Below are 24,174 nucleotides of genomic sequence, written 5' to 3'. Positions count from 1 at the left end.
GACCTTCACCGCGTCGCACGCGGTCAAGGGAGCTTTGCTCGCATCGCATGCGGGGAAAGTCCCCTTCAGCCTCAGGACCAGGTGCGGCAGCGCGGCGTCAGTGAATCGAGAGACATGGCCTGGTCCCGCGCCCGCTCACTGGTCCACCGGCGTGATCCTGGTACGCCTGCTGTGCTCGAACACCATGGAGGTGCGCACGTCGGCCACCTCCGGGCGCTCGGTCAGTTTGTCGATCACGAAGGCGTAGAGGGCGTCGTTGTCCGGGACCGCGACATGCAGGATGAAGTCCTCGGTCCCGGTGGTCACGTAGAGCCCGACGAGGTCGGGCAGCGCGTTGACCCAGTTCCGGAAGCCTTCGATGTTCCGTCGCGAGGGCGGGCGCACCCGCACCGCGATGAGCGCCTGCACCCCGCGGCCGATCGACGGCAGATCGACGTCCAGCAGCGCGCCGCGGATCACGCCGCGTTCCCGCAGACCACGGGTGCGGTCCAGCGCGGTGGTCGGCGAAACCCCCACCGCGGCGGCCACCTCGCGGTTGGTCTTCCGTGCGTCCGACTGCAATTGCGCCAGGATCGCCTTATCAAGTTCGTCCAGTCGCGCCATCTCGGACCTTCCACCGTATTAAGTACGAACACGGTGGACTGTACTCGTATGTCCTCTTAGCTTGGCCTTGTTCATCCGTTGATGTGAGCAGGAGTCCAGCTGAATGTCCGAGTACGGTACGGCCATCGGGTTCGCCCCCGACGAGATCGACTTCACCGCGTCCACCCGAGCCGCCAGGCTGAAGTGGGTCATCGTGGTCAACAGCGAGCTGCCGCCCGGTCGCGCGGTCAACGCGGCGGTCTGCACCGCCGTCGCCACGACGAAGGCCGTGACAGGTCTCTTGGGTGACGAAGCGGTCGACGCCGACGGCGAGCACTACACGGGCTTGCCGTGGGTCGGTTGCTCGATCCTGACGGCCGACGCCGAGAAGCTGCGGGCCGTCCGCGCGAAGGCCGCGGCCTCGCCGGGCTGTCACGTCGCCGACATGCCCGGGGTCGCCCAGCAGATCCGGGTCTACACCGATTTCCTCGCGACGATGAAGGAGATCCCGACCGAGGAGATGGACTTCTGCGCGGTCGGCATCGTCGGACCCCGCAACCGGATCGACAAGCTGGTCGGGAAGCTGCCCCTGATGGCGTGAGGCTCAGCCGTCGAGCAGGTCCCGCAGCGCTTCGGTGAACTGGGCGGGGTTCCGCTGCGGCGCCAGATGCGCCCCGGGTACCTCCGTGAACGGCAAACCCAGTTCCAGCGCGAGGATCTTCGCGGGCTGGTAGTGGTAGTGCCCCCGGCTGCCGACACCCGCGACGGGGAAGATCTCGGTCCTGGCCCTGCGCAGCGCCCGCAGGTCGGGAAGGTAGTCGAGGATCTCGGCCAGTTCGCGGCCGAACAGCCGTTTCCAGTCGTCCTCGTTCGGCAGCCGGATCGCGCGCAGTTCGGGCAGCGCGGCACCGGCGATACCGTCGGTGAACCGTTTGAACGCCCCCATCAGATCGCCCGCCTGCGCGAGCCGCACCTGCGCGTTGGCCTCGTCGAGCCAGCCGAGCGCGTCCGGGAGCAGCTGGACGGCGGGCGGTTCGTGCGCGACCAGGACGCTCGCCGCGTCCGGGTAGCGGGCGACGAGGTCGAGGCCGATCAGGGCGCCCGCGCTGGTCCCGAACACGCTCGCGGGCCCGCCGCCGACGTGCTGGAGGACGGCGTGGGCGTCGTCGGCCTGCTTCGGCACGCTGACCGGCCCGGTGCTGGTGTCGGTACTGCGGAAGTGGCCGCGCCGGTCGTAGGTGACGACGGTGTGGTCGTCGGCGAGCAGCTTCGTCATCGCCCGGAAGGTGTCCGCCGAGCCCAGCCCACCGGCGATCAGGAGCAGAAGCGGCCCTTCGCCGGTACTGCGGACGTACAGCTCACCGTCCTCGACCGGACAACGACTCTCCGAGATCATGGCCGAAGTCAAGCACAGCGCGCTCGGTCCTTCACTCGGAGGCCAGCCGCCGCAGGGCGTCGGTGGCGTCGGCCACGATCGTCTCGATCAGCTCGCCGACCGCGGGCAGGTCGTCCAGCAGGCCGACGACCTGCCCGGACGCCAGCACCCCGGCGGTCCGATCGCCCTCGACCAGACCGGCGCGCAGCAACATCGGCGTGTTGGCGGCCATCAGCACCTGCGACCACGTCCGGTCGCCGCCCCGTTTCATCCGCAGGCCCTCGGTGGCCAGCGAGCGCCACGACAGCCCGCTCAGCTTCCGGAACTTCGCGGCGTTGCGGACCGACCTGGCGAGCCCGCTCACCGGACCGGCGGATTCGAGCGCGTCGACCAGTTCCGTGCGCAGGACGCGATGCGGCATCCCGTCCACCTTGCGGGTGACGACGGTGCCGTTGAGGTCGCGGGCGAGGTACGCCTGCTTGATCTCGTCGGGGACGGTGCTTTCCTTCGTCAGGAGGAACCGGGTGCCCATGGCGACCCCCGCCGCGCCGTAGGCCAGCGCGGCGGCCAGCCCCCGGCCGTCGAAGAAGCCGCCGGCCGCGACCACCGGGATGTCGACGGCGTCCAGCACCGACGGCAGCAGCAGTGTCGTCGCGACCCCGCCGGTGTGCCCGCCGCCCTCGCCGCCCTGCACGATGACGGCGTCGGCGCCCCAGCCCGCGACCTTCTCCGCGTGCCTGGCCGCGCCGACCGAGGGGACGACGAGGATGCCGTGATCCTTCAGGCGCGCGATCATGTCCTTCTTCGGCGCGAGCGCGAAGGAAGCGACCTTGACTTCCTCGGTGATGAGCAGTTCGACCCGGCGCCCGGCGTCTTCGGCGTCCGCGCGGAGATTCACCCCGAAGGGCCGCGACGTGCGGCTCTTGACCTCCTTGATCGCCGCCGCCAGTTCGTCGTAGGTCATCGTCGCGGAGGCGAGGATGCCGAGGCCGCCCGCTTCCGCCGTCGCGGACACCAGCCGCGGCCCGGCGACCCAGCCCATGCCGGTCTGCACGACCGGGTGCCGGATGCCCGCCAGTTCGGTCAGCGCGGTCTTCACGACGGGACTTCCTTGTCCCGCGACGACTTCGGGTCGAGGCTGGTCCGGATCAAAAGCAGTTCGGCCTCGGTCGGCAGGCGGGTTTCCGTGACGCCGTCGGTGATCAGCGGGAACGACGTCGCCGCGGCGACCTCGTCCACGGAAACCCCCGGATGCACGGAAAGCAGCCTCGGCGCGTGGTCTTCCCCGCCGAAGTCCAGGACGCCGAGGTTGGTGACGACGCGGTGGACGTCGTGATGCCGCAGGCCGGCCTCGCGCGCCCTGGCGTAGCCGACGCCGGACACGATGTCGACCCGATCGACGAAGACCCGCTTGCTGTGCCGGGGAACCCAGTAGCTCGTGCGATGGTTGGCGGTGTTGCCCGGCCCGCCGCGCACGCCGAGAAGTTGCTTCTTGGGCTGTGAATGCTCGCCGATCGCCGAGATGTTCTGGTTGCCCTCACCGTCGATCTGGTTCGCGCCCATCACCACGTGACGTTTTCCGCGCGGCACCACGGTGTCGAGGACCTTGCGGAACGGTTGCCAGCCTTCGACGACGGCGTCGGGCGTCATCAGGTACGCCTCGCCGTCGGACAGCAGGATGTCCGGTTCGAACGTCTGCCTGGCGAGCCTGGCGCCCAGCGACGGGATGAAACCCATGGGGCTCACCACGATCTCGCCGTCACCGCGGAACAACTCGGCGCAGGCGACGACCGCCACTTCGGCACGACTGATGTCACTCACGCGGACTCCCCGAACTCGGCGACGGCCTTCTGGTACTGCGCTTCGTCCCCGGACAGGAACCTGTCGACGAAGTCCGGCCACGCGTCGAGATCCTTGGCGGCCTGGGCGTAATGACGCTGGAAACGTTCGTCGCGTCCGTAGTCCGGGACGGCGGTGGTGAAATGCGCGCCGTTCGGCGTTTCGGCGACCCCGGTGACGAGCATGCGGCTCAGCAGCAGGCTCTGCACCGGCCCCGCTTCGGCGAGTTCCGCGGTCTCCACGATCTTTTCCGTTGACACGTAACACTTGTCGGCGGCGAGCGCGAACAGTTCGTCGAAGTAGGGGTCCGGGCCGAGGTACTGCGCGTTGCCGCGGGCGTCGGCGCGGTTGAGATGGACGAAGGCCGCGTCGAGTTCCAGCGCGGGCACCGCCAGCAGTTCCTCGGCGTCGTCGTAGGGCGACCGGACGACGCGCAGCGACGGGTTCAGGTCCATGACCCCCGAGCCGAGGCCCGCGCGCGTCGGCAGGAACGGAAGTCGTTGCGCGGCGGCGGAAAGGCCGGTCCCGAAGACACCTTCGTCGTACTCGGTGACGGTGATCGCGCCGGATTCCCGCACCCGGGAGAACCACGGGTCGTAGGGGATCGTGTCGAGGGTGACGAAGCCGAAGACGAGGTGCTTGATCTTGCCCGCCGACGCCAGCAGTCCGACGTCCGGACCGCCATAGGAGACCACGGTGAGATCCTTGACCGGCGAACGCAGGATCGCGCGCACCAGCGCCATGGGCTTGCGCCGGGAACCCCAGCCGCCGATCCCGATCGTCATGCCGTCCTCGAGTTCGGCGACGATCTCGTCCGGCGTCATCCGCTTGTCGGCCATCACTTCCCCTTACCGTCCAAGAACTCCTGGCGCGCACCGTCGGAGACGCCCGCCAGGTTGAGTTCGAAGGTGAATCCCTGCTCGAACCGGTAACTGCGGTGGACAGGCTGGACGTCGATGCCGTTGATGGCCTGCTTCGCGGCGCGGATCACGCGGGTGTCCTTCGCCGCGATCTGCCGCGCCACGCCGAGCGCGGTCTCGTCGAGCTCGTCGGGCGAGACCACGGCATAGACCGAACCGTGGTGGTGCAGCTGGGCCGCGGTGATCGTCGAAGCCGTGTAGTACAGCGCCCGCATCAGATGCTGGGGGACCAGCCGCGCGAGATGGGTCGCCGCGCCCAGCGCCCCGCGATCGACTTCGGGGAGCCCGAAGGTCGCGTCCTCGGCGGCGATCACGATGTCCGCGTTGCCGACCAGGCCGACGCCACCGCCGAGGCAGAAGCCCCGCACCGCGGCGATCACCGGGACCGCGCAGTCGTACACGGCGGAGAACGCCGCCGCGCAGCCCTCGTTCGCGCCGATCAGCGCGCCGTATCCCGGATCGCGCTGGATCTCCTTGATGTCGACCCCGGCGTTGAACCCGCGGCCCTCCGCGCGCAGCACCACGACATGCGTCGCGGGATCCCGCCCGGCGTCGGTGAGGGCGGATGCGAGGGCGAACCAGCCCTTCACGCTCAGCGCGTTCACCGGGGGCGCGTCGACCGTGACCACGGCGATGCCGGGCTCCGGTGAGTGGGTGGAAACGGTCATCTTGCACCCTTCTCGGCTACCAAACCTAGCACTTGCTTGGTACGTTAGCAGGACGTCCGGCCCGGGTACAGCGACCGTGAAGGAGGACCGGCATGACACTCGAACTCCGGCTCGACGGTGCCGTGGTGCTGGTGACCGGCGGGGTACGCGGCGTCGGCGCCGGTGTCACCAGGACTTTTCTGCGGGCCGGCGCCGAGGTCGTCACCTGCGCCCGCACCGAACCGGAGCGGCCGGTGCGCGCCGGGGACAAGGCGTCGACCTTCATCTCCTGCGACGTCCGCGACCCGAAAGAGGTCGACGCGCTCATCGAGGAGGTCGTCCGGCGGCACGGCAGGCTCGACGTCGTGGTCAACAACGCGGGCGGCGCGCCATACGCGAAGGCGTCGGACGCGTCACCGCGGTTCCACGAGAAGATCGTCGCGCTGAACCTGCTGGCGCCACTGACCGTCGCCCGCGCGGCGAACGCGCTCATGCAACGCCAGGACGGTGGCGGCGTCATCGTGAACATCAGCAGCGTCAGCGCGACGAGACCGTCGCCGGGGACGGCGTCCTACGGCGCGGCGAAAGCGGGCCTGGACAACCTGACCGCGACGCTCGCCGTCGAGTGGGCGCCGAAGGTGCGGGTCAACGCGCTCGACGTCGGCATGGTGCGGACGGAACACTCGCATCTGCATTACGGAGACGAGGCGGGGATCGCGGCCGTGGGCGCGACAGTCCCGTTAGGACGGTTGGCAGAGCCGGACGAGATCGGTTCCTGTGCGGTGTTCCTGGCGTCTCCGCTGGCCTCCTATGTCAGCGGGGCCTGCCTGACCGTGCACGGCGGGGGAGAGCTGCCCGCTTTCCTCTCCGCTTCCAATTCCGTGGCAACAGAACGAAAGGAGCCGGTGTGAGCGGGATCGCCGACGGCCGGATCGTCGTGGTGACCGGGGCCGGTCGAGGCATCGGACGGGCGCACGCGCTGGCGTTCGCCGCCGAGGGCGCGCGGGTGGTGGTGAACGACCTCGGCGCCGGGATCGACGGCAGCGGCGGGTCGGCTGGCCCGGCGCAGGACGTCGTCGACGAGATCGAGGCGCTCGGCGGCAAGGCGGTGGCGAACACCGACGACATCGCGTCCTGGGACGGCGCCGCCGCGCTGGTGCGGACAGCCGTCGAAACCTTCGGCGGGCTCGACGTCCTGGTCAACAACGCCGGGTTCCTGCGCGACCGGATGCTGGTCAACCTCGGCGAGGACGAATGGGACGCCGTCATCCGCGTCCACCTGAAGGGGCATTTCGCGCCGACGCGGCACGCCGCCGAGTACTGGCGAGCCGAGGCGAAGGCGGGCCGGACGCGGGCCGCCCGGGTGATCAACACCAGCTCCGGAGCGGGGTTGCTCGGCAGCGTCGGGCAGGGGAACTACTCGGCCGCGAAGTCCGGGATCCTCGGGCTCACGCTGGTCGCCGCGACCGAATTCGCGCGCTACGGCGTCACGGTGAACGCGATCGCCCCGGCCGCCCGCACCCGGATGACCGAAGAGGCGTTCGCCGACGACATGGCCGCGCCGGAGGCCGGTTTCGACGCCATGGCACCGGAAAACGTGTCCCCGCTGGTGGTGTGGCTCGGCAGCGAGGAGTCGTCCGGAGTGACCGGGCGGGTGTTCGAGGTCGACGGCGGACGCGTGTCGATCGCGCAGGGCTGGCGGCATGGCGCGGTGCGGGACAAGGGATCGCGGTGGTCGCCCGCCGAGCTCGGGCCGGTGGTGAGCGAGTTGCTCGCGGAGGCTCCGGTGCCGGAAAGTGTTTACGGCGCTTAGGTTTCGGTCCAGGTGGTCGTGAGTGTTTTGGGTCGTTCTAACGACACTTTTCACTCACGACCACCCCGGCCCAGGGCTCAGGCGTCGCGCGTCAGGTCCCGTGTCTCGGGCCACGGCTGGAACCCACCCGACTTGTAGGTCGTCACGGCGGCTACGTTGGAACTGGGCGTGTTCACGACCGCGCTCGACGAGCCGAGCTCCCGGAGCGCGGCCGCCGCGGCGACGGTGATCGCCCGGCCGTAGCCGTGGCCGCGCTGGTCCCGGTGCACGCCCATCGGTTCGAGCAACCCGGGTTTGCCGGGACCGGCCGACCATACGGCCACCGCCGCGACGGCGGCCCCCCGGTCGTCATAGCCGAGCAGGCACCGGGCATCGGCGAACGCCGGCCCGGCCGCCATCGTCCGCCACTTCTCGGCGGTGAACGTCGAGCCGTTGAACGCCGTCCCGATGACTTCGGCCCACGCGGCCGCCAGGTCTGCTCCGACCGTCTCGATCCGCAGGTCCGGCGCCTTCACCGGCTCGGTGAGGTCGAGGCTCAGCGGCGTCCACGGCTCTTCGTCGTCGACGTGCCAGCCGTGTCCGGGCAGCACTTCCTGAAGCAGCGCGTCCGGCGGAGCCTCGACGAAGACGTTCCCCTCGGGCAGGACACCGCGCTCCGGGGAGGCCACGTCTTCGGCCACTCGCCGAGCCAGTTCCTCGTCGCGGCGGACGTCCGGCGCGGTCGTGAACCGCAGGAGGTCGGCTCCGTCCAGGAACCCGACGGCGAGGATCCGGCCGTCCCGGCGCCAGATCCGGACCGACGCGGCCGTCTCCTCCGGTCCCTTGCGCCAGAACCAGCCGAGGTCACCGGGATGCAGTTGCCAGGCCACCCCGTCGGACTGCCACTCCCGTAGCTCGGCCACGGCCTCTTCAAGGCCGTCGATGCCCGGCTTCTCCACAGTGATCGCCATGCCCGTGATCACACACCACCCGGCGACGAGCCGCATCCGGTTTTCGGCGGGGGCCAAGATGGGGAGGTGAAGTCACTTCAGCGCCGTCTATGGGAAGCGGTCGAGCCGCTGCACGCCGTCGTCTACTTCGCGCCGGAAACGGCGGCCGCGGCCAAGGCGGTGGGCCTGCCGAGCTGGTGGATGGGCTACTTCGCCGGCCGTGTAGCGCCGCTCGGGCCGCTGCCGGAACCACCCGCGACCGCGATGCTCTTCGGGTTCGCCCCACGCATGGTGGCGCGATCCCTGCCCGACGCGTGGCAGTACGCCGAGCCCGCCGTCGTGCTCCAGACCCGAATGGACGCCGTCGAGGTCGCCCTGAAGCGGCTCCTGCCCGCTGACGCGCCTTTCGAAGAACTCGCCGAACTGCTCGAACTGGCTGTCACCGGCTGCGACTACGCGGCCAGGCCACTCGCCGCCGCCTGGTCCTCCGTCGCCCGGCCCGCGACGCCGATCGGGAGGATCTGGCTCGCGGCGACGGTGCTGCGCGAACATCGCGGGGACGGTCACGTGCTTTCCGCCGTCGCCGCCGGGCTGCGCGGGCTCGACACCACGTTGACCCACGTCGGCAGCGGGGCGGTGACGCGCGAGGTTCTCCAGAGCAACCGCGGCTGGTCCGACGAGGATTGGGACGAGAGCGTCGCGCGGCTGGCCGGGCGAGGCATCCTCGACGGCGACCTGAGGCTCACCGAGCCGGGAATCGTTCTGCGCCAACGGATCGAGGACGACACCGACCGCCTCGCCACCGGTCCTCTCGACGCGCTGGGGGAGGACGGCGCCGCGGAGGTGGTGCGGATCGCAGTCCCGTTGAGCCGCCGGATCTTCGACGCCGGGGCGATCCCGCTGCCGAATCCGATGGGGGCACCGCGGCCCTGAGCTCTCGAAACTGTCGGACCCCGGTGGGATGCTTTTCCGCATGGCGACGTGGCAGCAGTTCAGTGAAGAGGCACCCGCGCTGGCGGAGAAGATCAAGGAGCGGTTCACCGCGGCGAAGTCGCACGTGCTGGCGACGGTCCGGCGGGACGGCTCGCCCCGGGTCAGTGGCAGTGAGGTCGATTTCCGCGAACAGGATCTGCTGATCGGTTCGATGATCAACGCGATGAAGGCGAAGGACCTGCGACGTGACGGCAGGTTCGCGATCCACGCCGCCTCGGCGATCGACGAGGGCGGCGCGGACGCGAAGGTGTCGGGAAACGCCGTCGAGATCACCGATCCGGCGGAGGTCGCCCGCCTTCAGGGTGACGACGGAGAGGCCCACGTGTTCCGCCTCGACCTCACCGAGGTCGTGCTGACCTGGGTCGAGGGCAACACCATCTATTTCGACTTCTGGAAGGAGGGCCAGGGGAGCAAACGGCTCGCGAGGCCGGACAACGGTCCGGTGGTCGAGGTCGCCTTGGGTCAGGCCTGAGCGGTGAGGTGGTTCCCTTGAGGGCCAAGTCAAACGTGTCCTGGCGGGCGGCGAGTCCGTGAAGGCATCCTTCGCGTCAAGCCCTGCCGGGTTCTGGCGCCTCCGGCCGCGCTTCGGGACGTCTCAAAGGGAGCCTTCGAGACACGGCCCCCAAGTCCACCCGATCCCAGGGGGCGCCCAATGTGGCATTGGGGACACTCGACGTCCCCAATGCCACATCGGGCGCACACCTCGACGGCACGACACGTTCGCCTTGCCCTAGATCCGTTCGATGATCGTGCCGGTGGACAGCGCGCCGCCGGCGCACATCGTCACCAGCGCGGTGCTCGCGTCACGGCGCTCCAGTTCGTGCAACGCCGTGGTCAGCAGGCGGGCACCGGTGCTGCCGACGGGATGCCCAAGGGCGATCGCGCCACCGTTCACGTTGACCTTGTCCTCGTCGGGCCGGTGCACCCGTTGCCACGAAAGCACAACTGAAGCGAAGGCCTCGTTGACTTCGAAGAGGTCGAGGTCGCCGATGGTCATCCCGGCCTTGGCCAGGACGCGTTCGGTCGCCTGCACGGGGCCGTCGAGGTGGTAGTACGGCTCCGCGCCGACCAACGCCTGCGAGACGATCCGCGCCCGGGGCTTCAGGCCCAGTGCCTTGGCCCGGTCCGAGTCCATCAGGAGGAGCGCGGCGGCGCCGTCGGAGATCTGCGAAGACGTGCCGGCCGTGTGCACGCCGCCTTCGAGGACGGGCTTGAGCTTGGCGAGCCCCTCGACGGTCGTCTCACGCAGGCCCTGGTCGCGGGTCACGAGCCGCGTCTCGCCGGTCGGGGTGCCGTCCTCGCCGAGTACGGGGGCCTTCACCGCGACGACCTCGCGGTCGAAGTGCCCGGCCGCCCACGCGGCGGCGGCCTTGGCCTGCGATGCCGTCCCGAACCGGTCGACGTCGGGGCGGGTGATCCCGCGGCGTTCCGCAATCCGCTCGGCCGCGCCGTACTGGTTCGGCATGTCGATCGACCACGACCCCGGCCGCGGCGTGCCGATGCCTTCGCCTCGGTTCGCGCCTAGCGGTACCCGGCTCATCGCCTCGACACCGCAGGAGATCCCCGCGTCGATCGCCCCGGCCGCGATGAGACCGGCGATCAAGTGGGTCGCCTGCTGCGCGGAGCCGCATTGGGCGTCGATGGTCGTCGCGCCCGTGGTCTCGGGGAGCCCGGCGTGCAGCCACGCCGTCCGCGTGACGTTGCCCGCCTGCTCACCGGCCTGGGTCACGGCACCGCCGATGGCCTGTTCGACCAGCTCGGGAGCCAGCCCCGCGCGTTCGAGCAAGGCGCGCTGCGCCGTGCCGAGGATCTCGGCGGCGTGCAGGCCCGCCAAGTGGCCCCCGCGCTTGCCGACAGGGGTGCGGACCGCCTCGACGATCACCGGACTACCCACGTTCGCCTCCTGGGAAACACTGTTCACTACCGAGAAAAGTAGAACACGTTCTTGATTTGAGCAAGCCGCCCCTGGGTCGGCCTGTTTTTGATCACTGGTCGCGGTTTCCGCTTCTCGCTGGGATTCCTTGATCGGGCCCGGTTGAGTTAACGGGTTTCACTAAAACTCTTCACGTGACGGACGCCATATGCTTCAATCGGGTCTAGAACGTGTTTCATTGGCGAACCGCGTAGGAGGTAGCCCGTGGCCGCTCCCCTGATCCCCGCCGGTTTCGATTTCACCGATCCGGATCTGTACGCCACCAGACTGCCTCTGGCGGAGTTCGCGGAACTCCGTCGCACGGCACCGGTCTGGTGGAACCCCCAGCCGCACAACACCGCGGGCTTCCGCGATGACGGCTACTGGGTGGTCAGCCGGCTCGAAGACGTCAAGGCGGTGTCGAGGGACAGCGAGCTGTTCTCCTCCCGGGAGAAGACCGCGATCATCCGCTTCGACGAGCACATGACCGACGACAGCCTCGAAGCCAACCGGCTGGTCCTGCTCAACATGGACGCCCCGCAGCACACGAAACTGCGGCGGATCGTGTCGAAGGGCTTCACACCGAGGTCGATCGCGAAGCTCGAGGACACCCTGCGCGACCGTGCGGAGCGGATCGTCAGCGAGGCCAAGAAGAAGGGCTCCGGTGACTTCGTCGTCGACGTCGCGTGCGAACTTCCCTTGCAGGCCATCGCCGAACTGATCGGCATCCCGCAGGAAGACCGGTTGAAGATCTTCGACTGGTCCAATCAGATGGTGTCCTACGACGACCCCGAGTACGAGGTCGAGCCGCTCGCCGCGTCGGCGGAGATCGTCGGCTACGCCTGGAACATGGCCGAAGAGCGGCGAAAGTGCCCGATGGACGACATCGTCACGAAGCTGGTGCAGGCCGACGTCGACGGCGAATCGCTGGCGTCCGACGAGTTCGGGTTCTTCGTCATCCTGCTCGCCGTCGCGGGCAACGAGACGACGCGCAACGCGATCACCCACGGCATGAAGGCCTTCCTGGACCACCCCGATCAGTGGGAGCTGTACAAGAAGGAGCGGCCGAAGACCGCGCCGGACGAGATCGTCCGCTGGGCCACCCCGGTGGTCGCCTTCCAGCGCACCGCGACCAGGGACACCGAACTCGGCGGGCAGCGCATCCGCAAGGGCGACCGGGTCGGGATGTTCTACAGCTCGGCGAACTTCGACCCGGATCACTTCGACCAGCCGGAGAAGTTCGACATCCTCCGCGAGGACAATCCGCACGTCGGCTTCGGTGGCACGGGATCGCACTACTGCATCGGCGCGAACCTCGCACGGCTGGAGATCGACCTGATCTTCAACGCCATCGCCGACGTCATGCCGAACATCTCCGAGGTCTCCCAGCCGGACCGCCTCCGGTCGAGCTGGCTCAACGGGATCAAGCACTACCAGGTCCGTTACGCCTGATCGGCCCGGAGTGGCGCGGTGGGGCACCATGGGGCCATGGGTCCCCACGTACAGGTCGATGTCGAAATGTCCTTCCGGGTCACGAAACCCGGTCCCGCCGCGTTCGTGGTCGCGTTCGCCAGCGGGGCCGACCAGGAGGAGTTCGCCTATCCCGCGCCGCCACGCCAGGTGGCGTTCGAACACGGGACCCGCGCCCAAGTGCTGGATCTCCCGGAGGGCGAGCACGTCGTGCGGTACCGGGCCGGACGCGCGCTCGGCCAGGCCGACGCCGAGCGCGCCGGCCTGGAGGACGTGATCCGCTACACCAGGCCCAGCCGGTACTGCCCCTCGGACCGGATGGGCGGGCTCGCGCTGTCCCGCTTCGGCGACCTGCCCGACGCGCGCACCCAGGTCGAGGCGATCGTCCGGCACGTGGGCGAGCACCTGTCCTATGTGGTCGGTTCCGGTTCCCCGACCGACGACGCCGTGGACACCTACCTCGCCGGGGAAGGGGTTTGCCGCGACTACGCGCACGTGTGCATCTCGCTGTGCCGCGTGCTCGACATCCCCGCCAGGTTCGCCGCGGTCTACGCGCCCGGACTGTCCCCAATGGACTTCCACGCCGTGTTCGAAGCCGCGATCGACGGCCGCTGGTACGTGTTCGACGCCACCGGTCTCGCACCGAGGCAGAGCCTGAGCCGGATCGCGACCGGGCGGGACGCCGCCGACACCGCGTTCCTCTCCACCCTCGGCTGTGAACTGGACTTTCTCGGCAACACCGTGCTGGCGACCGCGGGCCCGTCGCTGCCGGAGGACGACGGCTCGCAGCTGATCGCGCTCGCCTGATCGCGTGTTGCCCACGAGCCGTGACCTGCCTGAGGTAGACATTGGCGTGTGAGGGAGAAGCGAACACCGACGAAATGGCAGCGGCTGCGTGCCCGCTACCGCTGGCTGGACCACGTGGCGCGGGCGGTGAACCGCTACATCGAGTACGGCGGGTACCACTACGTCGCGTCGATCACCTACTTCAGCCTGTTCTCCCTGGTGCCCATCCTCATGGTCGCGGTGTCGGTGGCCGGCTTCGTGCTGGCGAGCCAGCCGCAGCTGATCGAGTCGATGCTGAACGCGATCACCGGCACGCTGCCCGGCGGGCTCGGCGACAAGGCGGGGGAGCTGCTCACCGGTTTCGTGGAACAGCGCACCAGCGTCGGGCTCATCGGTCTGATCATCGGGTTGTACTCCGGCTGGAACTGGATGAACTCCCTGCGGGACGCGCTCACCGCGCTGTGGGGCCAGAACCGGTCGGATCTGCCGCTGCTGCGCACGATCGCCGCGGACCTGCTCGCGCTGCTCGGTCTCGCGTCCGCGCTGCTGCTCTCCTTCGCCATCACCATCTCCGGGTCCGCGCTCGGCCGGTACCTGCTGGGGCTGGCGGGTGTCGACGACACCGCGTGGGGGCACAACGTGCTGTCGGCGATCTCGATTCCGCTGGCGCTGCTGGCCAACTGGCTCGTGTTCCTCTGGGTGCTCACCCGGCTGCCGCGGAAGCCGGTCGGGGTCCGCAGCGCGATGCGCGGCGCTGTCGCGCTGGCCGTGGGTTTCGAACTGCTGAAGCAGGCCGGTGGGATCTACCTGCGTTTGATCGGGAACTCGCCGACCGGGGTCGCGTTCGGCTCCATCATCGGCCTGATCTTCTTCATCTCGCTGGTGGCGAGGATGCTGGTGTTCGTCACGGCCTGGACGGCGACCGCGCGCGACGCCCCGCCGGACCCGGTCAAACCGCCGCCTCCCGTGGTGGTCCGGCCGGTGGTGGAGCAGGGCGACCGGCACGGCCTCAAGCCCGCTTTGGTCGGTGCGGTGACCGGGGTGGTCGCGACCTTGGCGGCGCAACGCCTCCGGCCGCGCCGCCGAAGCTAGCCTCACCTCTCGCGTGTGTCATGAGGGGTCCCCATGAGACGAAATCTGTCTCATGGGGACCCCTCATGACACGCTCCGGCATCAAGCCCGAGGCTTCAGGAACCGGGCTTCGCCGAACCCACCACCCACATCGAGAAGAACTGCGAACCGCCGCCGTACGCGTGCCCGAGCGCGATGCGGGCGCCGTCGACCTGGTAGTCCCCGGCCCGGCCCATCACCTGTTTGGCCGCTTCGGAGAACCGGAGCATCCCGGACGCGCCGATCGGGTTCGACGACAGCACGCCGCCCGACGGGTTGACCGGCAGCCGTCCGCCGAGCGCGGTCTCACCCGCCTCGGTGAGTTTCCAGCCCTGGCCTTCCTCGGTGAACCCCAGGTTCTCCAGCCACATCGGCTCGAACCACGAGAACGGGACGTAGATCTCGGCGGCGTCCACTTCGGACAGTGGGTCGGTGATTCCCGCGTCGCGCCACAACGCGGCGGCCGCGTCGCGTCCCGCCCGCGGGTTGACCTGGTCGCGTCCGGCGAACGTCGTCGGTTCGGTGCGCATCGCGGTCGCGTGGATCCACGCCGCCCCACCGGCGACGGCGTCGCCCGCGGCCTCGTTCCCGATCACCATCGCGCACGCCCCGTCCGAGGACGGGCACGTCTCGTCGTAGCGGATCGGATCCCACAGCATCTGCGACGCCTGCACCGATTCCACCGTGATGTCGGACTGCCGCAAGTGCGCGTACGGATTCAGGGCGCCGTTGCGCCGGTCCTTGGCGGCGACGATCGCGCCGATGTGGTCGGGCGCGCCGGACCGCCGGATGTAGGAGCGCACGTGCGGCGCGAAATAGCCGCCCGCGCCGGCGCCCACGGGCATCTGGAACGGCGGCAGGATCGACAGGCCCCACATCGCGTTCGACTCGGACTGCTTCTCGAAGGCCACCGTGAGGACTCGCTGGTGCACTCCGGCTTGCACCAGCGACGCGGCCACGAGCGCGGTCGACCCGCCGACCGAACCCGCGGTGTGCACGCGCAGCAACGGTTTCCCGTTCGCGCCGAGCGAGTCGGCGAGGAACAGTTCGGGCATCATCACGCCCTCGAACAGGTCCGGCGCCTTGCCGAGGACGACCGCGTCGATGTCGTCCCAGCCGGTCCGCGCGTCGAGCATCGCCCGGTCGATCGCCTCCCGGAGCAGTCCGGGCATGGACACGTCGGTGCGCTTGGCCTTGTGGTGGGTCTGGCCCGTTCCCAGTACGGCCGCGAGGTGCTTCACGAGAGGACCTCCAAGGTCGCGACCAGGTTCTGCTGGAGGACGGGGCCGCTGGTCGCGTGGGCGAGGGTCTTGCGCGCGCTGCCGTCGAGGACGCGGTTCGCCGCCTCGCCGATCCGCGCCAGGCCCGCCGAGAACATCGGATTGCCTGCCAGTACCCCGCCAGAAGGGTTGATCCGCACCTGTTCGCCGAGGCCCAGCGCCTCGCGCAGGATCAGTTCCTGGTGGGTGAACGGCGCGTGCAGTTCGGCGACCTCGACGCCGTCGAGGTCCAGCGCACGCCCGGCGGCTACGGTGGACGGCGAGACGGTCAGGTCCCGCACGCCGAGCGCGGGGGAGTCGACCCGGTGCTCGATGCCGGTGATCACGGCGGGGCTGTCGACGAGGTCCGCCGCCCGCTCGGCCGAGGCGAGCACGAGGACCGCGGCACCGTCGGTGACAGGGGCGATGTCGTGGGCCCGCAAAGGATCCGCGAAGTACGGGGCATCGAGGAGTTCGGCGACCTCGACCGTCCCGGAGACCTGGGCGGCGGGATTCCCGGCGGCGTCGGCGCGGCTGCGCGCGGCGACCTCGGCGAGATCCTTCTCCGACCACAGCCCCGCTTCGAGGCCCAGCCTGGCCTGGATCCCGGCGACGCTCACCGAGTCGGGCCACAGCGGCGCGACGACGTACGGGTCCATCTGCAAGGCCAGCACGCGCCGCAACTGCCCGGCGGAGGACTTGCCGAAGCCGTAGACGAGCGCGGTGTCGACCTCGCCCATCCGGATCTTGAGCCACGCCTCGTAGAGCGCCCAGGCGGCGTCCATCTCGACGTGCGACTCGTGGATCGGCGGGAAGGCGCCGATGGCGTCGACAGCGGCGATGAACGAGAACGCGCGGCCGGCGAGGTAGTCCGAGGAACCCGAGCACCAGAACCCGATGTCCTCTTTGGACAGACCGGTTCGCTCGAAGACCTCGGCGAAGATCGGCACCAGCATTTCCACGCCGTTGGTGGTGCCCGGGGTGCTGCGGACGTTGGGGGCCTGCGCGAAGCCCACGACTGCTACATCTGGCACGGTGTCCTCACAGATGGTGGGCGAAGGATTCGTACGGCGCGTCGGGCTCGCCGGTCGGTTCGAAATGGCCGATGTTCTCCAGCGACGTCCACCATTCGTCCCGCGGTTTCCAGGCGGCGCGGACGCGCATGCCCATCCGGACGTCGGCGGCGTCGCAGCCGAGGACGAGGTGCAGGAACGCGATGTCCGCGCCGTCGAGCAGGATGTACGCGGCCACGTACGGCGGTTTGATCTTCTGGCCGAGGAAAGGCACGTTCACGACGCAGAACGTGGTGACGATGCCGGTGTCGGGCAGTTCGACCTCGTCGGTGGTCGGCACGCCGTCGGTCGGGCAGGCGCCGCGCGGCGGGATGTAGACCTTCTCGCACGACGGGCAGCGCTGGCCGATCAGCTTCCCTTCGGCGAGCCCGCGCAGGTACCGGCTTTCCTCCGGCGACGCGGAATGCTCGTAGCGCAGGTGGATCGGCGTGATCACCACGCTGACCGGCGCGTCCTCCTCACGTTTCGCGATCGGGGGAGGAGCCTCGGTGGGCTCGGTGTCGGGGCCGTCGGCGGGGACGAAGTAGGCGATGTCGCGGATGTGGCCGACGGTCTCCTCCGCCCACCGGATCCGCACGCGCTGTCCGGTGTGGACCTTCGAAGGATCGCCGGCGTCGACGGCGTGCAGGATCGAGGTGTCGGCGCCGTCGAGTTTGACCAGCGCCCACGCGAACGGCCGTGACAACGGCTGGCCGTCGACCGGTTCGGCGATCCAGGACCAGGAGACGATCTCGCCCTCGGAGGCCACCGGCACGAATTCGGACAACGCTTCGGCGGTCACGGGATCGTATTCCAGCGGTGGCACGTGGACGCGGCCGTCGCTGCCCCGGACGCCTTCGACACGGCGCTCGCGCAGGGCGTTGACGAACCGGCCGAGTACCGGGCCGACCGAACGCGTGTAGTCGAAGCCCACGTTGAGCGGGGCCGACAGCGGGAGTTCAGGTGCGCTCACAAACTTGAGTGAAACACGTTCTCGATTTTCGAGCAAGGCGTGGCATCTAGGCCGTGCTGGCGGTTGCTCTTGAGTGGAACGCGTTCTAGATTCGCGGGTATGTCGACTGCCACCGGGACACTTGGGGTCTGGAACATCGCCGCGCAGGAACCGGAGCGGGTCGCGCTGGTCGATCCGGACGGCCGCTCGATCGGCTACGGGGACCTCGCCGCGAAAGCGAACGCGTACGCCCGGGGCCTGCGGGCCCTCGGGCTGGAAGCCGGGGACGTGGTCGTCGTCCTGCAGCCCAACGGCGACGAACTCGTGGCGGCCTATTTCGCCGCCATCCAGTCCGGGCTGTACATCGTCGTGGTCAACTGGCATCTGGTCGGGCCGGAGGTCGCCTACATCCTTTCCGACAGCGGCGCCAAGGCCTTTCTCGCGCACGAACGGTTCGCCGATGTCGCGATCGCCGCCGCCGACGAGGCGGGGATTCCCGAACGCGGGCGGTTCGCCGTCGGCGACGTCGAGGGCTTCCGTCGGATCGAGGAACTCGGGTCCGGTGAGGGCGACGGCCGGCCGGAGGGGCGCACGGCGGGCTCGCCGATGCTCTACACGTCGGGAACCACGGGGCGGCCCAAGGGGGTCCGCCGTCCGCTGACCGGCGCCGATCCGGACTCCGTTCCGGCCGCGTCCACGTGGTTCTTCGGCATCTTCGGGCTGGCGCCGCACGACGATCACGTCCACCTGTGCGGGTCGCCGCTCTATCACACGGCGGTGCTCAACTTCGTCGCGATCTCCCTGCAACTGGGGCACACCGCGGTGCTGATGGACCGCTGGGACGCCGAGGACATGCTGCGGCTGATCGACCGGCACCGCGTCACGCACAGCCACATGGTCCCGACGCAGTTCCGGCGCCTGCTCGGACTGCCGGACGACGTCCGCGCGGCCTACGACATGAGTTCCCTGCGCGTGATGATCCACGGCGCCGCGCCGTGCCCCCTGGAGGTCAAGCGCCGGATGCTCGACTGGTGGGGCCCGGTCGTCACCGAGTACTACGCGGCCACCGAGGGCGGCGGGACGGCGATCTCGGGGGAGGACTGGCTGAAGAAGCCGGGTTCGGTGGGGCTGCCGTGGCCGGGTTCGACGATCAAGATCCTCGACGACGAGGGCGCGGAACTGCCCGCCGGCGAGACCGGCACGGTGTACATGAAGATGGGCGACTCGAAGTTCGAGTACCACAAGGACCGGGCGAAGACGGACAAAGCGCGGGTCGGTGACCTGTTCACCCTCGGCGACGTCGGGCACCTCGACGAGGACGGCTACCTCTTCCTGCACGACCGCAAGGCGGACCTGATCATCTCGGGCGGGGTCAACATCTACCCGGCGGAGATCGAGGGCGAGCTGGTGATGCACCCGAAGATCGCCGACGTCGCGGTGTTCGGCGTCCCGCACGAGGACTGGGGCGAGGCGATCAAGGCCGTCGTCCAGCCCGCCGACGGCGTCTCCCCGTCGGACGACCTGACCGCGGAGATCCTGGAGTACGCCGCCGCGCGCCTGGCGAAGTTCAAGCTCCCGCGTTCCGTCGACTACTTGCCCGAGCTTCCGCGTGACCCGAACGGGAAGCTCTACAAGCGGAAGCTCCGCGACCCGTACTGGGAGGGCCACCGCGTCCCCTGATCCGCCCCGTGTCATGAGGGGTCCCCTTGAGACGAAATTCGTCTTAAGGGGACCCCTCATGACATCAGCGGCCCCGGAAGACGGGCTTGCGCTTCTCGGCGAAGGCGCGCGGGCCTTCTTTCGCGTCTTCGCTCGCGAAGACCTCGATGCCGTACTGGGCGTCCAGCTTGAAGGCTTCTTCCTCGTGCATGCCCTCGGTGTCGCGCATCGTCTTGAGGATCGCGCGGACGGCCAGCGGCCCGTTCGCGGCGATCTTGCCCGCCAGTTCCAGCGCCTTGTCCAAGGCTGTCCCGTCCGGGACGACATGCCCGATCAGGCCGATCTCCAGTGCCTCGGCCGCCGTGATGTGCCGTCCGGTCAGCAGCAGGTCGGCGGCGACGGTGTACGGGATCTGACGGGGGAGCCGCACGGCCGAACCGCCCATCGGGAACAGGCTCCAGCGCGCCTCGGACACTCCGAACTTCGCGCTCTCGCCCGCGACGCGGATATCGGTGCCTTGCAGGATCTCCGTCCCGCCCGCGATCGCCGGGCCTTCGACGGCGGCGATCAACGGTTTCGTCAGCCTTCGCCCCTTGAGCAGTCCCTCGATCCTGCTGGGATCGAACGTGCCCTTTTCGAACGAATCGGACGGCGAGTTCTTCGACATCGACTTGAGGTCCGCGCCCGCGCAGAACGCGCCGCCCGCGCCGGTGAGCACACAGCACCGGACGTCGTCGTCCTCGTCGACCCGGTTCCACGCCTCGACCATGATCCCGAGCATCTCGCCGCTGAGCGCGTTGCGGGCCTCGGGCCGGTTCATCGTGACCACGAGGGTGTGGTCGATTTTTTCCACCAGCGCGTGTGGTTCGCCCACCAGAACCTCCGTGAAAGAGCGGCCATTGCCCAGAACGATAACATGTTCTACTTTGAGGACGTGGCACTCAACATCGCGGATCTACTCGAGCACGCCGTCGACGCCGTGCCGGAGCGCATCGCGGTCGTCTGCGGCGATCGGCGGGTCACCTTCGCCGAACTGGAAGAGCGCGCCAACCGGCTGGCGCACCACCTCGCCGCACACGGCGTGGGACCCGGATCCCACATCGGTGTCTATTCCCGGAACTCCATCGAGGCCCTGGAATCGATGATCGCCGCGTACAAGCTGCGCGCGATCGCGGTCAACGTCAACTACCGATACGTCCACGGCGAACTGCGGTACCTGTTCGACAATGCCGACCTCGTGGCACTGGTCCACGAGCGCGAGTATTCGGACAAGGTGGCCGCCGTCCTGCCGGAGGCGCCGAAACTGAAACACGTTGTCGTTGTCGACGACGGAAGCGACGGCGACTACTCGTCGTACCACGGCGTGGACTACGAAGCCGCGCTCGCCGAAGGTTCGCCCGAGCGTGACTTCGCCGAACGCAGCGCCGACGACATCTACATCCTCTACACCGGCGGCACCACCGGGTATCCCAAGGGCGTCCTGTGGCGTCACGAGGACATCTGGCGCGCGCTCGGTGGCGGGATCAACTTCGTCACCGGCGAATACGTCCCGGACGAATGGACGCTCGCCGAACAGGGCAAGTCGGGCAGTCTGGTCCGGCTCCCGGCCGCGCCGCTGATCCACGGCGCCGCGCAGTGGGCCGCGTTCGGCGCGCTGTTCACCGGCAGCCCGGTCGTGTTCGTCCCGCGGTTCGACGCGCACGACGTCTGGAAAGCCGTGCAGGACAACAAGGTCCAGGTGCTCACCATCGTCGGCGACGCGATGGCGCGGCCGCTGATCGACGCCTATCGCGAGGGCGACTACGACGCGTCGTCGATCGTCGCGGTGTCGAGCCACGCCGCCCTGTTCTCCCAGTCGGTGAAGCAGGAATTCCTGGCGCTGCTCCCGCACGTGGTGATCACCGACGCGATCGGCTCGTCCGAAAGCGGGTTCACCGGCATCGGCATGGTCAGCAAGGACAGTGATCATTCGGCCGGGCCGCGGGTCAACTTCGGCAAGGACGCCATCCTGGTGGACGACGACGGCGCGCTCGTCGAGCCCGAACCGGGGGCGATCGGGCTGATCGCGCGACGTGGGCACGTCCCGCTCGGCTACTACAAGGATCCCGCGAAGACCGAGAAGATCTTCGTCGAGATCGACGGCAAGCGGTACGTCGTCCCGGGCGACTACGCGCGCTACGAAGACGACCTCACGGTGACCCTGCTCGGCCGGGGATCGCAGTGCGTGAACACCGGCGGCGAGAAGGTGTATCCGGAAGAGGTCGAAGGCGCGCTGAAGTCGCATCCGGACGTCTTCGACGCGCTCGTCATCGGCATCCCCGACGACCGGCTCGGCCAGCGGGTGGCCGCGGTGATCCAGCCGAGGAACGGCAAGGAACTGGACTTCACCGCGCTCGAAGCGCATGTGCGGAGCGAGATCGCCGGGTACAAGGTGCCGCGCAGTCTCTGGCTCGCCGAGGAGATCGGCCGGTCGCCCAGCGGGAAACCGGACTACCCCTGGGCGGAGCGCTACGCCTCCGAGCACGAGCCCGTCACCATCCAACCGGCGTAAAGGAGTTTCATGCGGACGTCTCTGTGTGACCGGCTCGGGATCGACCTGCCGATCGTCGGGTTCACCCCGTCCGAACACGTCGCCGCGGCGATCAGCCGGGCGGGCGGGCTGGGCGTGCTCGGCTGCGTGCGGTTCAACGACGCCGCCGAACTCGACTCCGTCCTGTCCTGGATGGACGAGAACACCGGCGGCAAACCGTACGGTGTCGACATCGTGATGCCCGCGAAGATCCCGGCCGAAGGGACGTCGATCGATCTCGCGAAGCACATCCCGCAGGAGCATCGCGACTTCGTGGAGCGGACGCTGCGTGACCTCGCGGTGCCGCCCTTGCCGGACGACACCGACGAACGCGCGGGAGTGCTGGGCTGGCTGCATTCGGTCGCCCGGTCGCATGTCGAGGTCGCGCTGAAACACCCCATCCGGTTGATCGCCAACGCGCTGGGGTCACCGCCGGTCGACGTCATCGAGCAGTGCCACGCGAAGGGCGTGCCGGTCGCGGCCTTGGCAGGCAAGGCCGAGCACGCCGTCCGGCACGTCGACAACGGCGTCGACATCGTTGTGGCGCAAGGATACGAGGCGGGCGGGCACACCGGCGAGATCGCGTCGATGGTCCTGTTGCCCGAAGTGGCCGACGCCGTCGGCGACCGCGTGCCGGTGCTCGCCGCCGGCGGGATCGGCTCGGGCAGGCAGGTCGCGGCGGCGCTCGCGCTGGGCGCGTCCGGGGTGTGGATGGGCTCCTTCTGGCTCGCCACCGAGGAATATCTCCAGACCATGGGGGAGTCCGAGGCCATGCAGCGCGCGCTGGTCGCGGCGGGTTCGTCCGACACCGTCCGGACCCGGATCTACACCGGCAAACCGGCACGGCTGCTCAAGACGCGGTGGACCGAGGCGTGGGCCGCGCCCGACGCGCCCGAACCGCTGCCGATGCCGTTGCAGAACCTGCTGGTTTCCCACGCGCACAACAGGATCCACCACGCGGCCGACCCCAGTGTCGTCTCGATGCCGGTGGGGCAGATCGTCGGGCGGATGGACCGGGTGCGCCCGGTCGCCGACGTGATCGCGGAGCTTGTCTCGGGGTACGAAGAGGCACTGTCGCGTTTGGACAAGACTCGCTGAGGCGTGTCAGGTGAGCCGAAGGGGACTTTGCCCGCGTGCGATGCGGGGAAAGTCCCCTTCGCGTCGGCTCCGCCGGTTCGCGACTCCCCGGAAGAGGTTGTGAAAGCCACTTTCGCAACCTTGAACGTTGCGAAAGTGGCTTTCGCAACACGCCTGTGCCTCACCGCCGCAGGGCTGCCCCGCCTGACACCTCGCCGTAGCTTCGGGTGTCGCGAAAGCCACTTTCGAGACGTCAGGTGTCCCGAAAGTGGCTTTCGCGACACCCTTCAGCACGCGCGGAACGCCCAACGTCCTGAAACAGAAAGAAGGCCCCCTCCACCACGTCATTGTGGTGAAGGGGGCCTTCAGCGCATGCCGTGCGACGGAACTACAACCCGGCGGCCGCGTTCTTGATCGCGGTCGCGAAGGTGCTCACCTCGGCGTAGACGCCAGGAGCGTGCGCCCGCGCGCAGCCTTCGCCCCAGCTGACGATGCCGACCTGGATCCAGGCGTTGTTGGCGTCGCGGCGGAACATCGGGCCGCCCGAGTCACCCTGGCAGGTGTCGACGCCACCGGAGTTGACGTTGCCCGCGCAGATCTCGGCGCTGTCGATCAGGTCGGCGTAGCTGCCGCCCTGAGCCTTGCACGTCGAGTCCGAGACGAACGGGACGTTGGCCTTGAGCAGGTAGCGCTGCTGCGCGCCGCCCTCGGAAGCGGCACCCCAGCCGGCGACGGTGAACGTGCCGTTGTTGTACGCCGTCGTGGTGGCGATCGGCAGCGTCGCGATACCGGTGACCGGGCTCGCGAGCTTGATCAGGGCCCAGTCACCACCGGTGGAGGTGGGGTAGGTCGGAGACCGGTGCACGTAGGTCGACTTGACCTTCTTGGCCGAGCCGCTCTGCAGGTCCACGACACCGAGGGTGGCGGTGATGCTCGTGTTGGCCCCGGTCCGCGACACGCAGTGCGCGGCGGTCAACACGATCTGCGGGGTGTAGAGCGCACCACCGCAGCCCATGGAAAGCCTGACCATCCAAGGGAATTCACCCTGAGCGGCGCGCGTTCCACCGACCACGTCGGTGGACGGCGGCTGCGCGGCTGCGGCAGGGGGAGCCGTGGCGAGGGCCGCCAGGGTTCCGGCCGCCGCGACGGCGATCAGGGTCTTTTTGAGCAGGCTGAACCGACGCTTGATGTCCAAGGGTTCATTCCTTCCGGCTGTCCACAGTGGAGGCA

The 24,174-nt window shown here is 69.2% G+C and carries 24 protein-coding genes; 11 read left to right on the top strand and 13 right to left on the bottom strand.

Going from position 1 to position 24,174, the window contains the following annotated elements:
- Positions 1 to 135: 135 nt before the first annotated feature.
- Complete coding sequence (locus tag CFP71_RS04980) at positions 136 to 603, bottom strand: Lrp/AsnC family transcriptional regulator (protein ID WP_093932643.1); 468 nt, start codon at positions 601 to 603, stop codon at positions 136 to 138.
- Positions 604 to 706: 103 nt separating this feature from the next.
- Here CFP71_RS04980 and CFP71_RS04975 point away from each other — a divergent pair, with 103 nt between their 5' ends.
- A complete protein-coding gene (locus CFP71_RS04975; RefSeq protein WP_093932642.1) occupies positions 707 to 1,183 on the top strand; it encodes a DUF2000 domain-containing protein in 477 nt (158 codons plus the stop codon).
- Positions 1,184 to 1,186: 3 nt separating this feature from the next.
- Here CFP71_RS04975 and CFP71_RS04970 read toward each other — a convergent pair whose 3' ends face one another.
- From CFP71_RS04970 to CFP71_RS04950, 5 genes are read right to left on the bottom strand one after another with little or no spacing between them, the layout of a single operon-like run.
- Entirely contained in the window at positions 1,187 to 1,978 is a 792-nt protein-coding gene (locus CFP71_RS04970; RefSeq protein WP_093932641.1) for an alpha/beta fold hydrolase, read from the bottom strand.
- A 31-nt stretch (positions 1,979 to 2,009) separates the two neighbouring features.
- Positions 2,010 to 3,056 (bottom strand): NAD(P)H-dependent flavin oxidoreductase, encoded by a 1,047-nt coding sequence (locus CFP71_RS04965; protein WP_093932640.1) that lies wholly within the window; start codon positions 3,054 to 3,056, stop codon positions 2,010 to 2,012.
- A complete protein-coding gene (locus CFP71_RS04960) occupies positions 3,053 to 3,778 on the bottom strand; it encodes a CoA-transferase subunit beta (protein WP_093932639.1) in 726 nt (241 codons plus the stop codon). The genes CFP71_RS04965 and CFP71_RS04960 overlap by 4 nt, the downstream gene beginning before the upstream one ends.
- The gene (locus tag CFP71_RS04955) at positions 3,775 to 4,635 is read right to left on the bottom strand and encodes a CoA transferase subunit A (protein WP_093932638.1); all 861 of its coding nucleotides are present in this window, start codon (positions 4,633 to 4,635) and stop codon (positions 3,775 to 3,777) included. Before CFP71_RS04955 ends, CFP71_RS04960 begins: the two co-directional genes overlap by 4 nt.
- Positions 4,635 to 5,384 (bottom strand): enoyl-CoA hydratase family protein, encoded by a 750-nt coding sequence (locus CFP71_RS04950; protein WP_093932637.1) that lies wholly within the window; start codon positions 5,382 to 5,384, stop codon positions 4,635 to 4,637. The genes CFP71_RS04955 and CFP71_RS04950 overlap by 1 nt, the downstream gene beginning before the upstream one ends.
- 92 nt (positions 5,385 to 5,476) lie before the next feature.
- On the opposite strand from CFP71_RS04950, the gene CFP71_RS04945 reads away from it, so the two are divergent.
- A complete protein-coding gene (locus CFP71_RS04945; protein ID WP_093932636.1) occupies positions 5,477 to 6,274 on the top strand; it encodes an SDR family oxidoreductase in 798 nt (265 codons plus the stop codon).
- Positions 6,271 to 7,176 carry an SDR family oxidoreductase gene (locus CFP71_RS04940; protein WP_093932635.1) on the top strand — a complete coding sequence of 302 codons (906 nt, stop codon included), beginning with the start codon at positions 6,271 to 6,273 and terminating at the stop codon, positions 7,174 to 7,176. Before CFP71_RS04945 ends, CFP71_RS04940 begins: the two co-directional genes overlap by 4 nt.
- A gap of 77 nt (positions 7,177 to 7,253) precedes the next feature.
- On the opposite strand, the gene CFP71_RS04935 is transcribed toward CFP71_RS04940, so the two are convergent.
- Positions 7,254 to 8,126, bottom strand: a complete 873-nt coding sequence (locus CFP71_RS04935) for a GNAT family N-acetyltransferase (RefSeq protein WP_093932699.1) — start codon at positions 8,124 to 8,126, stop codon at positions 7,254 to 7,256.
- Between the two features lie 66 nt (positions 8,127 to 8,192).
- Here CFP71_RS04935 and CFP71_RS04930 point away from each other — a divergent pair, with 66 nt between their 5' ends.
- Together CFP71_RS04930 and CFP71_RS04925 are read left to right on the top strand one after the other, a co-directional pair.
- A complete protein-coding gene (locus CFP71_RS04930; protein WP_093932634.1) occupies positions 8,193 to 9,038 on the top strand; it encodes an SCO6745 family protein in 846 nt (281 codons plus the stop codon).
- A gap of 40 nt (positions 9,039 to 9,078) precedes the next feature.
- The gene (locus tag CFP71_RS04925) at positions 9,079 to 9,570 is read left to right on the top strand and encodes a pyridoxamine 5'-phosphate oxidase family protein (protein WP_093932698.1); all 492 of its coding nucleotides are present in this window, start codon (positions 9,079 to 9,081) and stop codon (positions 9,568 to 9,570) included.
- Positions 9,571 to 9,828: 258 nt separating this feature from the next.
- On the opposite strand, the gene CFP71_RS04920 is transcribed toward CFP71_RS04925, so the two are convergent.
- A complete protein-coding gene (locus CFP71_RS04920) occupies positions 9,829 to 10,992 on the bottom strand; it encodes a steroid 3-ketoacyl-CoA thiolase (RefSeq protein ID WP_093932633.1) in 1,164 nt (387 codons plus the stop codon).
- A 243-nt stretch (positions 10,993 to 11,235) separates the two neighbouring features.
- On the opposite strand from CFP71_RS04920, the gene CFP71_RS04915 reads away from it, so the two are divergent.
- From CFP71_RS04915 to CFP71_RS04905, 3 genes are read left to right on the top strand one after another with little or no spacing between them, the layout of a single operon-like run.
- Positions 11,236 to 12,462 (top strand): cytochrome P450, encoded by a 1,227-nt coding sequence (locus CFP71_RS04915; protein WP_093932632.1) that lies wholly within the window; start codon positions 11,236 to 11,238, stop codon positions 12,460 to 12,462.
- A 36-nt stretch (positions 12,463 to 12,498) separates the two neighbouring features.
- Positions 12,499 to 13,287, top strand: a complete 789-nt coding sequence (locus CFP71_RS04910; RefSeq protein WP_093932631.1) for a transglutaminase-like domain-containing protein — start codon at positions 12,499 to 12,501, stop codon at positions 13,285 to 13,287.
- A gap of 48 nt (positions 13,288 to 13,335) precedes the next feature.
- Entirely contained in the window at positions 13,336 to 14,358 is a 1,023-nt protein-coding gene (locus CFP71_RS04905) for a YhjD/YihY/BrkB family envelope integrity protein (protein ID WP_093932630.1), read from the top strand.
- Positions 14,359 to 14,453: 95 nt separating this feature from the next.
- Here the strand turns inward: CFP71_RS04905 and CFP71_RS04900 are convergent, their stop codons facing one another.
- From CFP71_RS04900 to CFP71_RS04890, 3 genes are read right to left on the bottom strand one after another with little or no spacing between them, the layout of a single operon-like run.
- Positions 14,454 to 15,617 (bottom strand): thiolase domain-containing protein, encoded by a 1,164-nt coding sequence (locus CFP71_RS04900; protein ID WP_093932629.1) that lies wholly within the window; start codon positions 15,615 to 15,617, stop codon positions 14,454 to 14,456.
- Entirely contained in the window at positions 15,614 to 16,669 is a 1,056-nt protein-coding gene (locus tag CFP71_RS04895) for a thiolase domain-containing protein (RefSeq protein ID WP_093932628.1), read from the bottom strand. Before CFP71_RS04895 ends, CFP71_RS04900 begins: the two co-directional genes overlap by 4 nt.
- A 7-nt stretch (positions 16,670 to 16,676) precedes the next feature.
- Positions 16,677 to 17,660, bottom strand: a complete 984-nt coding sequence (locus CFP71_RS04890; protein WP_093932627.1) for a Zn-ribbon domain-containing OB-fold protein — start codon at positions 17,658 to 17,660, stop codon at positions 16,677 to 16,679.
- Between the two features lie 99 nt (positions 17,661 to 17,759).
- Between CFP71_RS04890 and CFP71_RS04885 the strand changes: the two genes are divergently transcribed.
- A complete protein-coding gene (locus CFP71_RS04885) occupies positions 17,760 to 19,319 on the top strand; it encodes an acyl-CoA synthetase (protein ID WP_093932626.1) in 1,560 nt (519 codons plus the stop codon).
- Positions 19,320 to 19,383: 64 nt separating this feature from the next.
- Here CFP71_RS04885 and CFP71_RS04880 read toward each other — a convergent pair whose 3' ends face one another.
- On the bottom strand, positions 19,384 to 20,172 hold the full coding sequence (locus tag CFP71_RS04880) for a crotonase/enoyl-CoA hydratase family protein (RefSeq protein WP_093932625.1): 789 nt from the start codon (positions 20,170 to 20,172) through the stop codon (positions 19,384 to 19,386).
- Between the two features lie 60 nt (positions 20,173 to 20,232).
- On the opposite strand from CFP71_RS04880, the gene CFP71_RS04875 reads away from it, so the two are divergent.
- Both CFP71_RS04875 and CFP71_RS04870 read left to right on the top strand, forming a co-directional pair.
- Positions 20,233 to 21,849 (top strand): acyl-CoA synthetase, encoded by a 1,617-nt coding sequence (locus CFP71_RS04875; RefSeq protein WP_208635881.1) that lies wholly within the window; start codon positions 20,233 to 20,235, stop codon positions 21,847 to 21,849.
- A gap of 9 nt (positions 21,850 to 21,858) precedes the next feature.
- The gene (locus CFP71_RS04870; protein WP_005164421.1) at positions 21,859 to 22,965 is read left to right on the top strand and encodes an NAD(P)H-dependent flavin oxidoreductase; all 1,107 of its coding nucleotides are present in this window, start codon (positions 21,859 to 21,861) and stop codon (positions 22,963 to 22,965) included.
- 367 nt (positions 22,966 to 23,332) lie between these two features.
- Here CFP71_RS04870 and CFP71_RS04860 read toward each other — a convergent pair whose 3' ends face one another.
- Positions 23,333 to 24,139, bottom strand: coding sequence for a S1 family peptidase (locus CFP71_RS04860; protein ID WP_093932622.1), 807 nt, complete (start codon positions 24,137 to 24,139; stop codon positions 23,333 to 23,335).
- Between the last annotated feature and the right edge of the window lie 35 nt (positions 24,140 to 24,174).

This window comes from Amycolatopsis thailandensis, from assembly GCF_002234405.1.
GTDB classification, from domain to species: domain Bacteria; phylum Actinomycetota; class Actinomycetes; order Mycobacteriales; family Pseudonocardiaceae; genus Amycolatopsis; species Amycolatopsis thailandensis.
This window is presented reverse-complemented; position numbering and strand designations above follow the sequence as displayed.

What these genes read in the sequence shown, in the direction of transcription:
- CFP71_RS04885 (WP_093932626.1), top strand. Translation starts at nt 17,760, where the DNA reads ATGTCGACTGCCACCGGGACACTTGGGGTCTGGAACATCGCCGCGCAG.
- CFP71_RS04935 (WP_093932699.1), bottom strand. Translation starts at nt 8,126, where the DNA reads ATGGCGATCACTGTGGAGAAGCCGGGCATCGACGGCCTTGAAGAGGCC.
- CFP71_RS04910 (WP_093932631.1), top strand. Translation starts at nt 12,499, where the DNA reads ATGGGTCCCCACGTACAGGTCGATGTCGAAATGTCCTTCCGGGTCACG.
- CFP71_RS04975 (WP_093932642.1), top strand. Translation starts at nt 707, where the DNA reads ATGTCCGAGTACGGTACGGCCATCGGGTTCGCCCCCGACGAGATCGAC.
- CFP71_RS04925 (WP_093932698.1), top strand. Translation starts at nt 9,079, where the DNA reads ATGGCGACGTGGCAGCAGTTCAGTGAAGAGGCACCCGCGCTGGCGGAG.
- CFP71_RS04970 (WP_093932641.1), bottom strand. Translation starts at nt 1,978, where the DNA reads ATGATCTCGGAGAGTCGTTGTCCGGTCGAGGACGGTGAGCTGTACGTC.
- CFP71_RS04950 (WP_093932637.1), bottom strand. Translation starts at nt 5,384, where the DNA reads ATGACCGTTTCCACCCACTCACCGGAGCCCGGCATCGCCGTGGTCACG.
- CFP71_RS04955 (WP_093932638.1), bottom strand. Translation starts at nt 4,635, where the DNA reads ATGGCCGACAAGCGGATGACGCCGGACGAGATCGTCGCCGAACTCGAG.
- CFP71_RS04945 (WP_093932636.1), top strand. Translation starts at nt 5,477, where the DNA reads ATGACACTCGAACTCCGGCTCGACGGTGCCGTGGTGCTGGTGACCGGC.
- CFP71_RS04980 (WP_093932643.1), bottom strand. Translation starts at nt 603, where the DNA reads ATGGCGCGACTGGACGAACTTGATAAGGCGATCCTGGCGCAATTGCAG.
- CFP71_RS04870 (WP_005164421.1), top strand. Translation starts at nt 21,859, where the DNA reads ATGCGGACGTCTCTGTGTGACCGGCTCGGGATCGACCTGCCGATCGTC.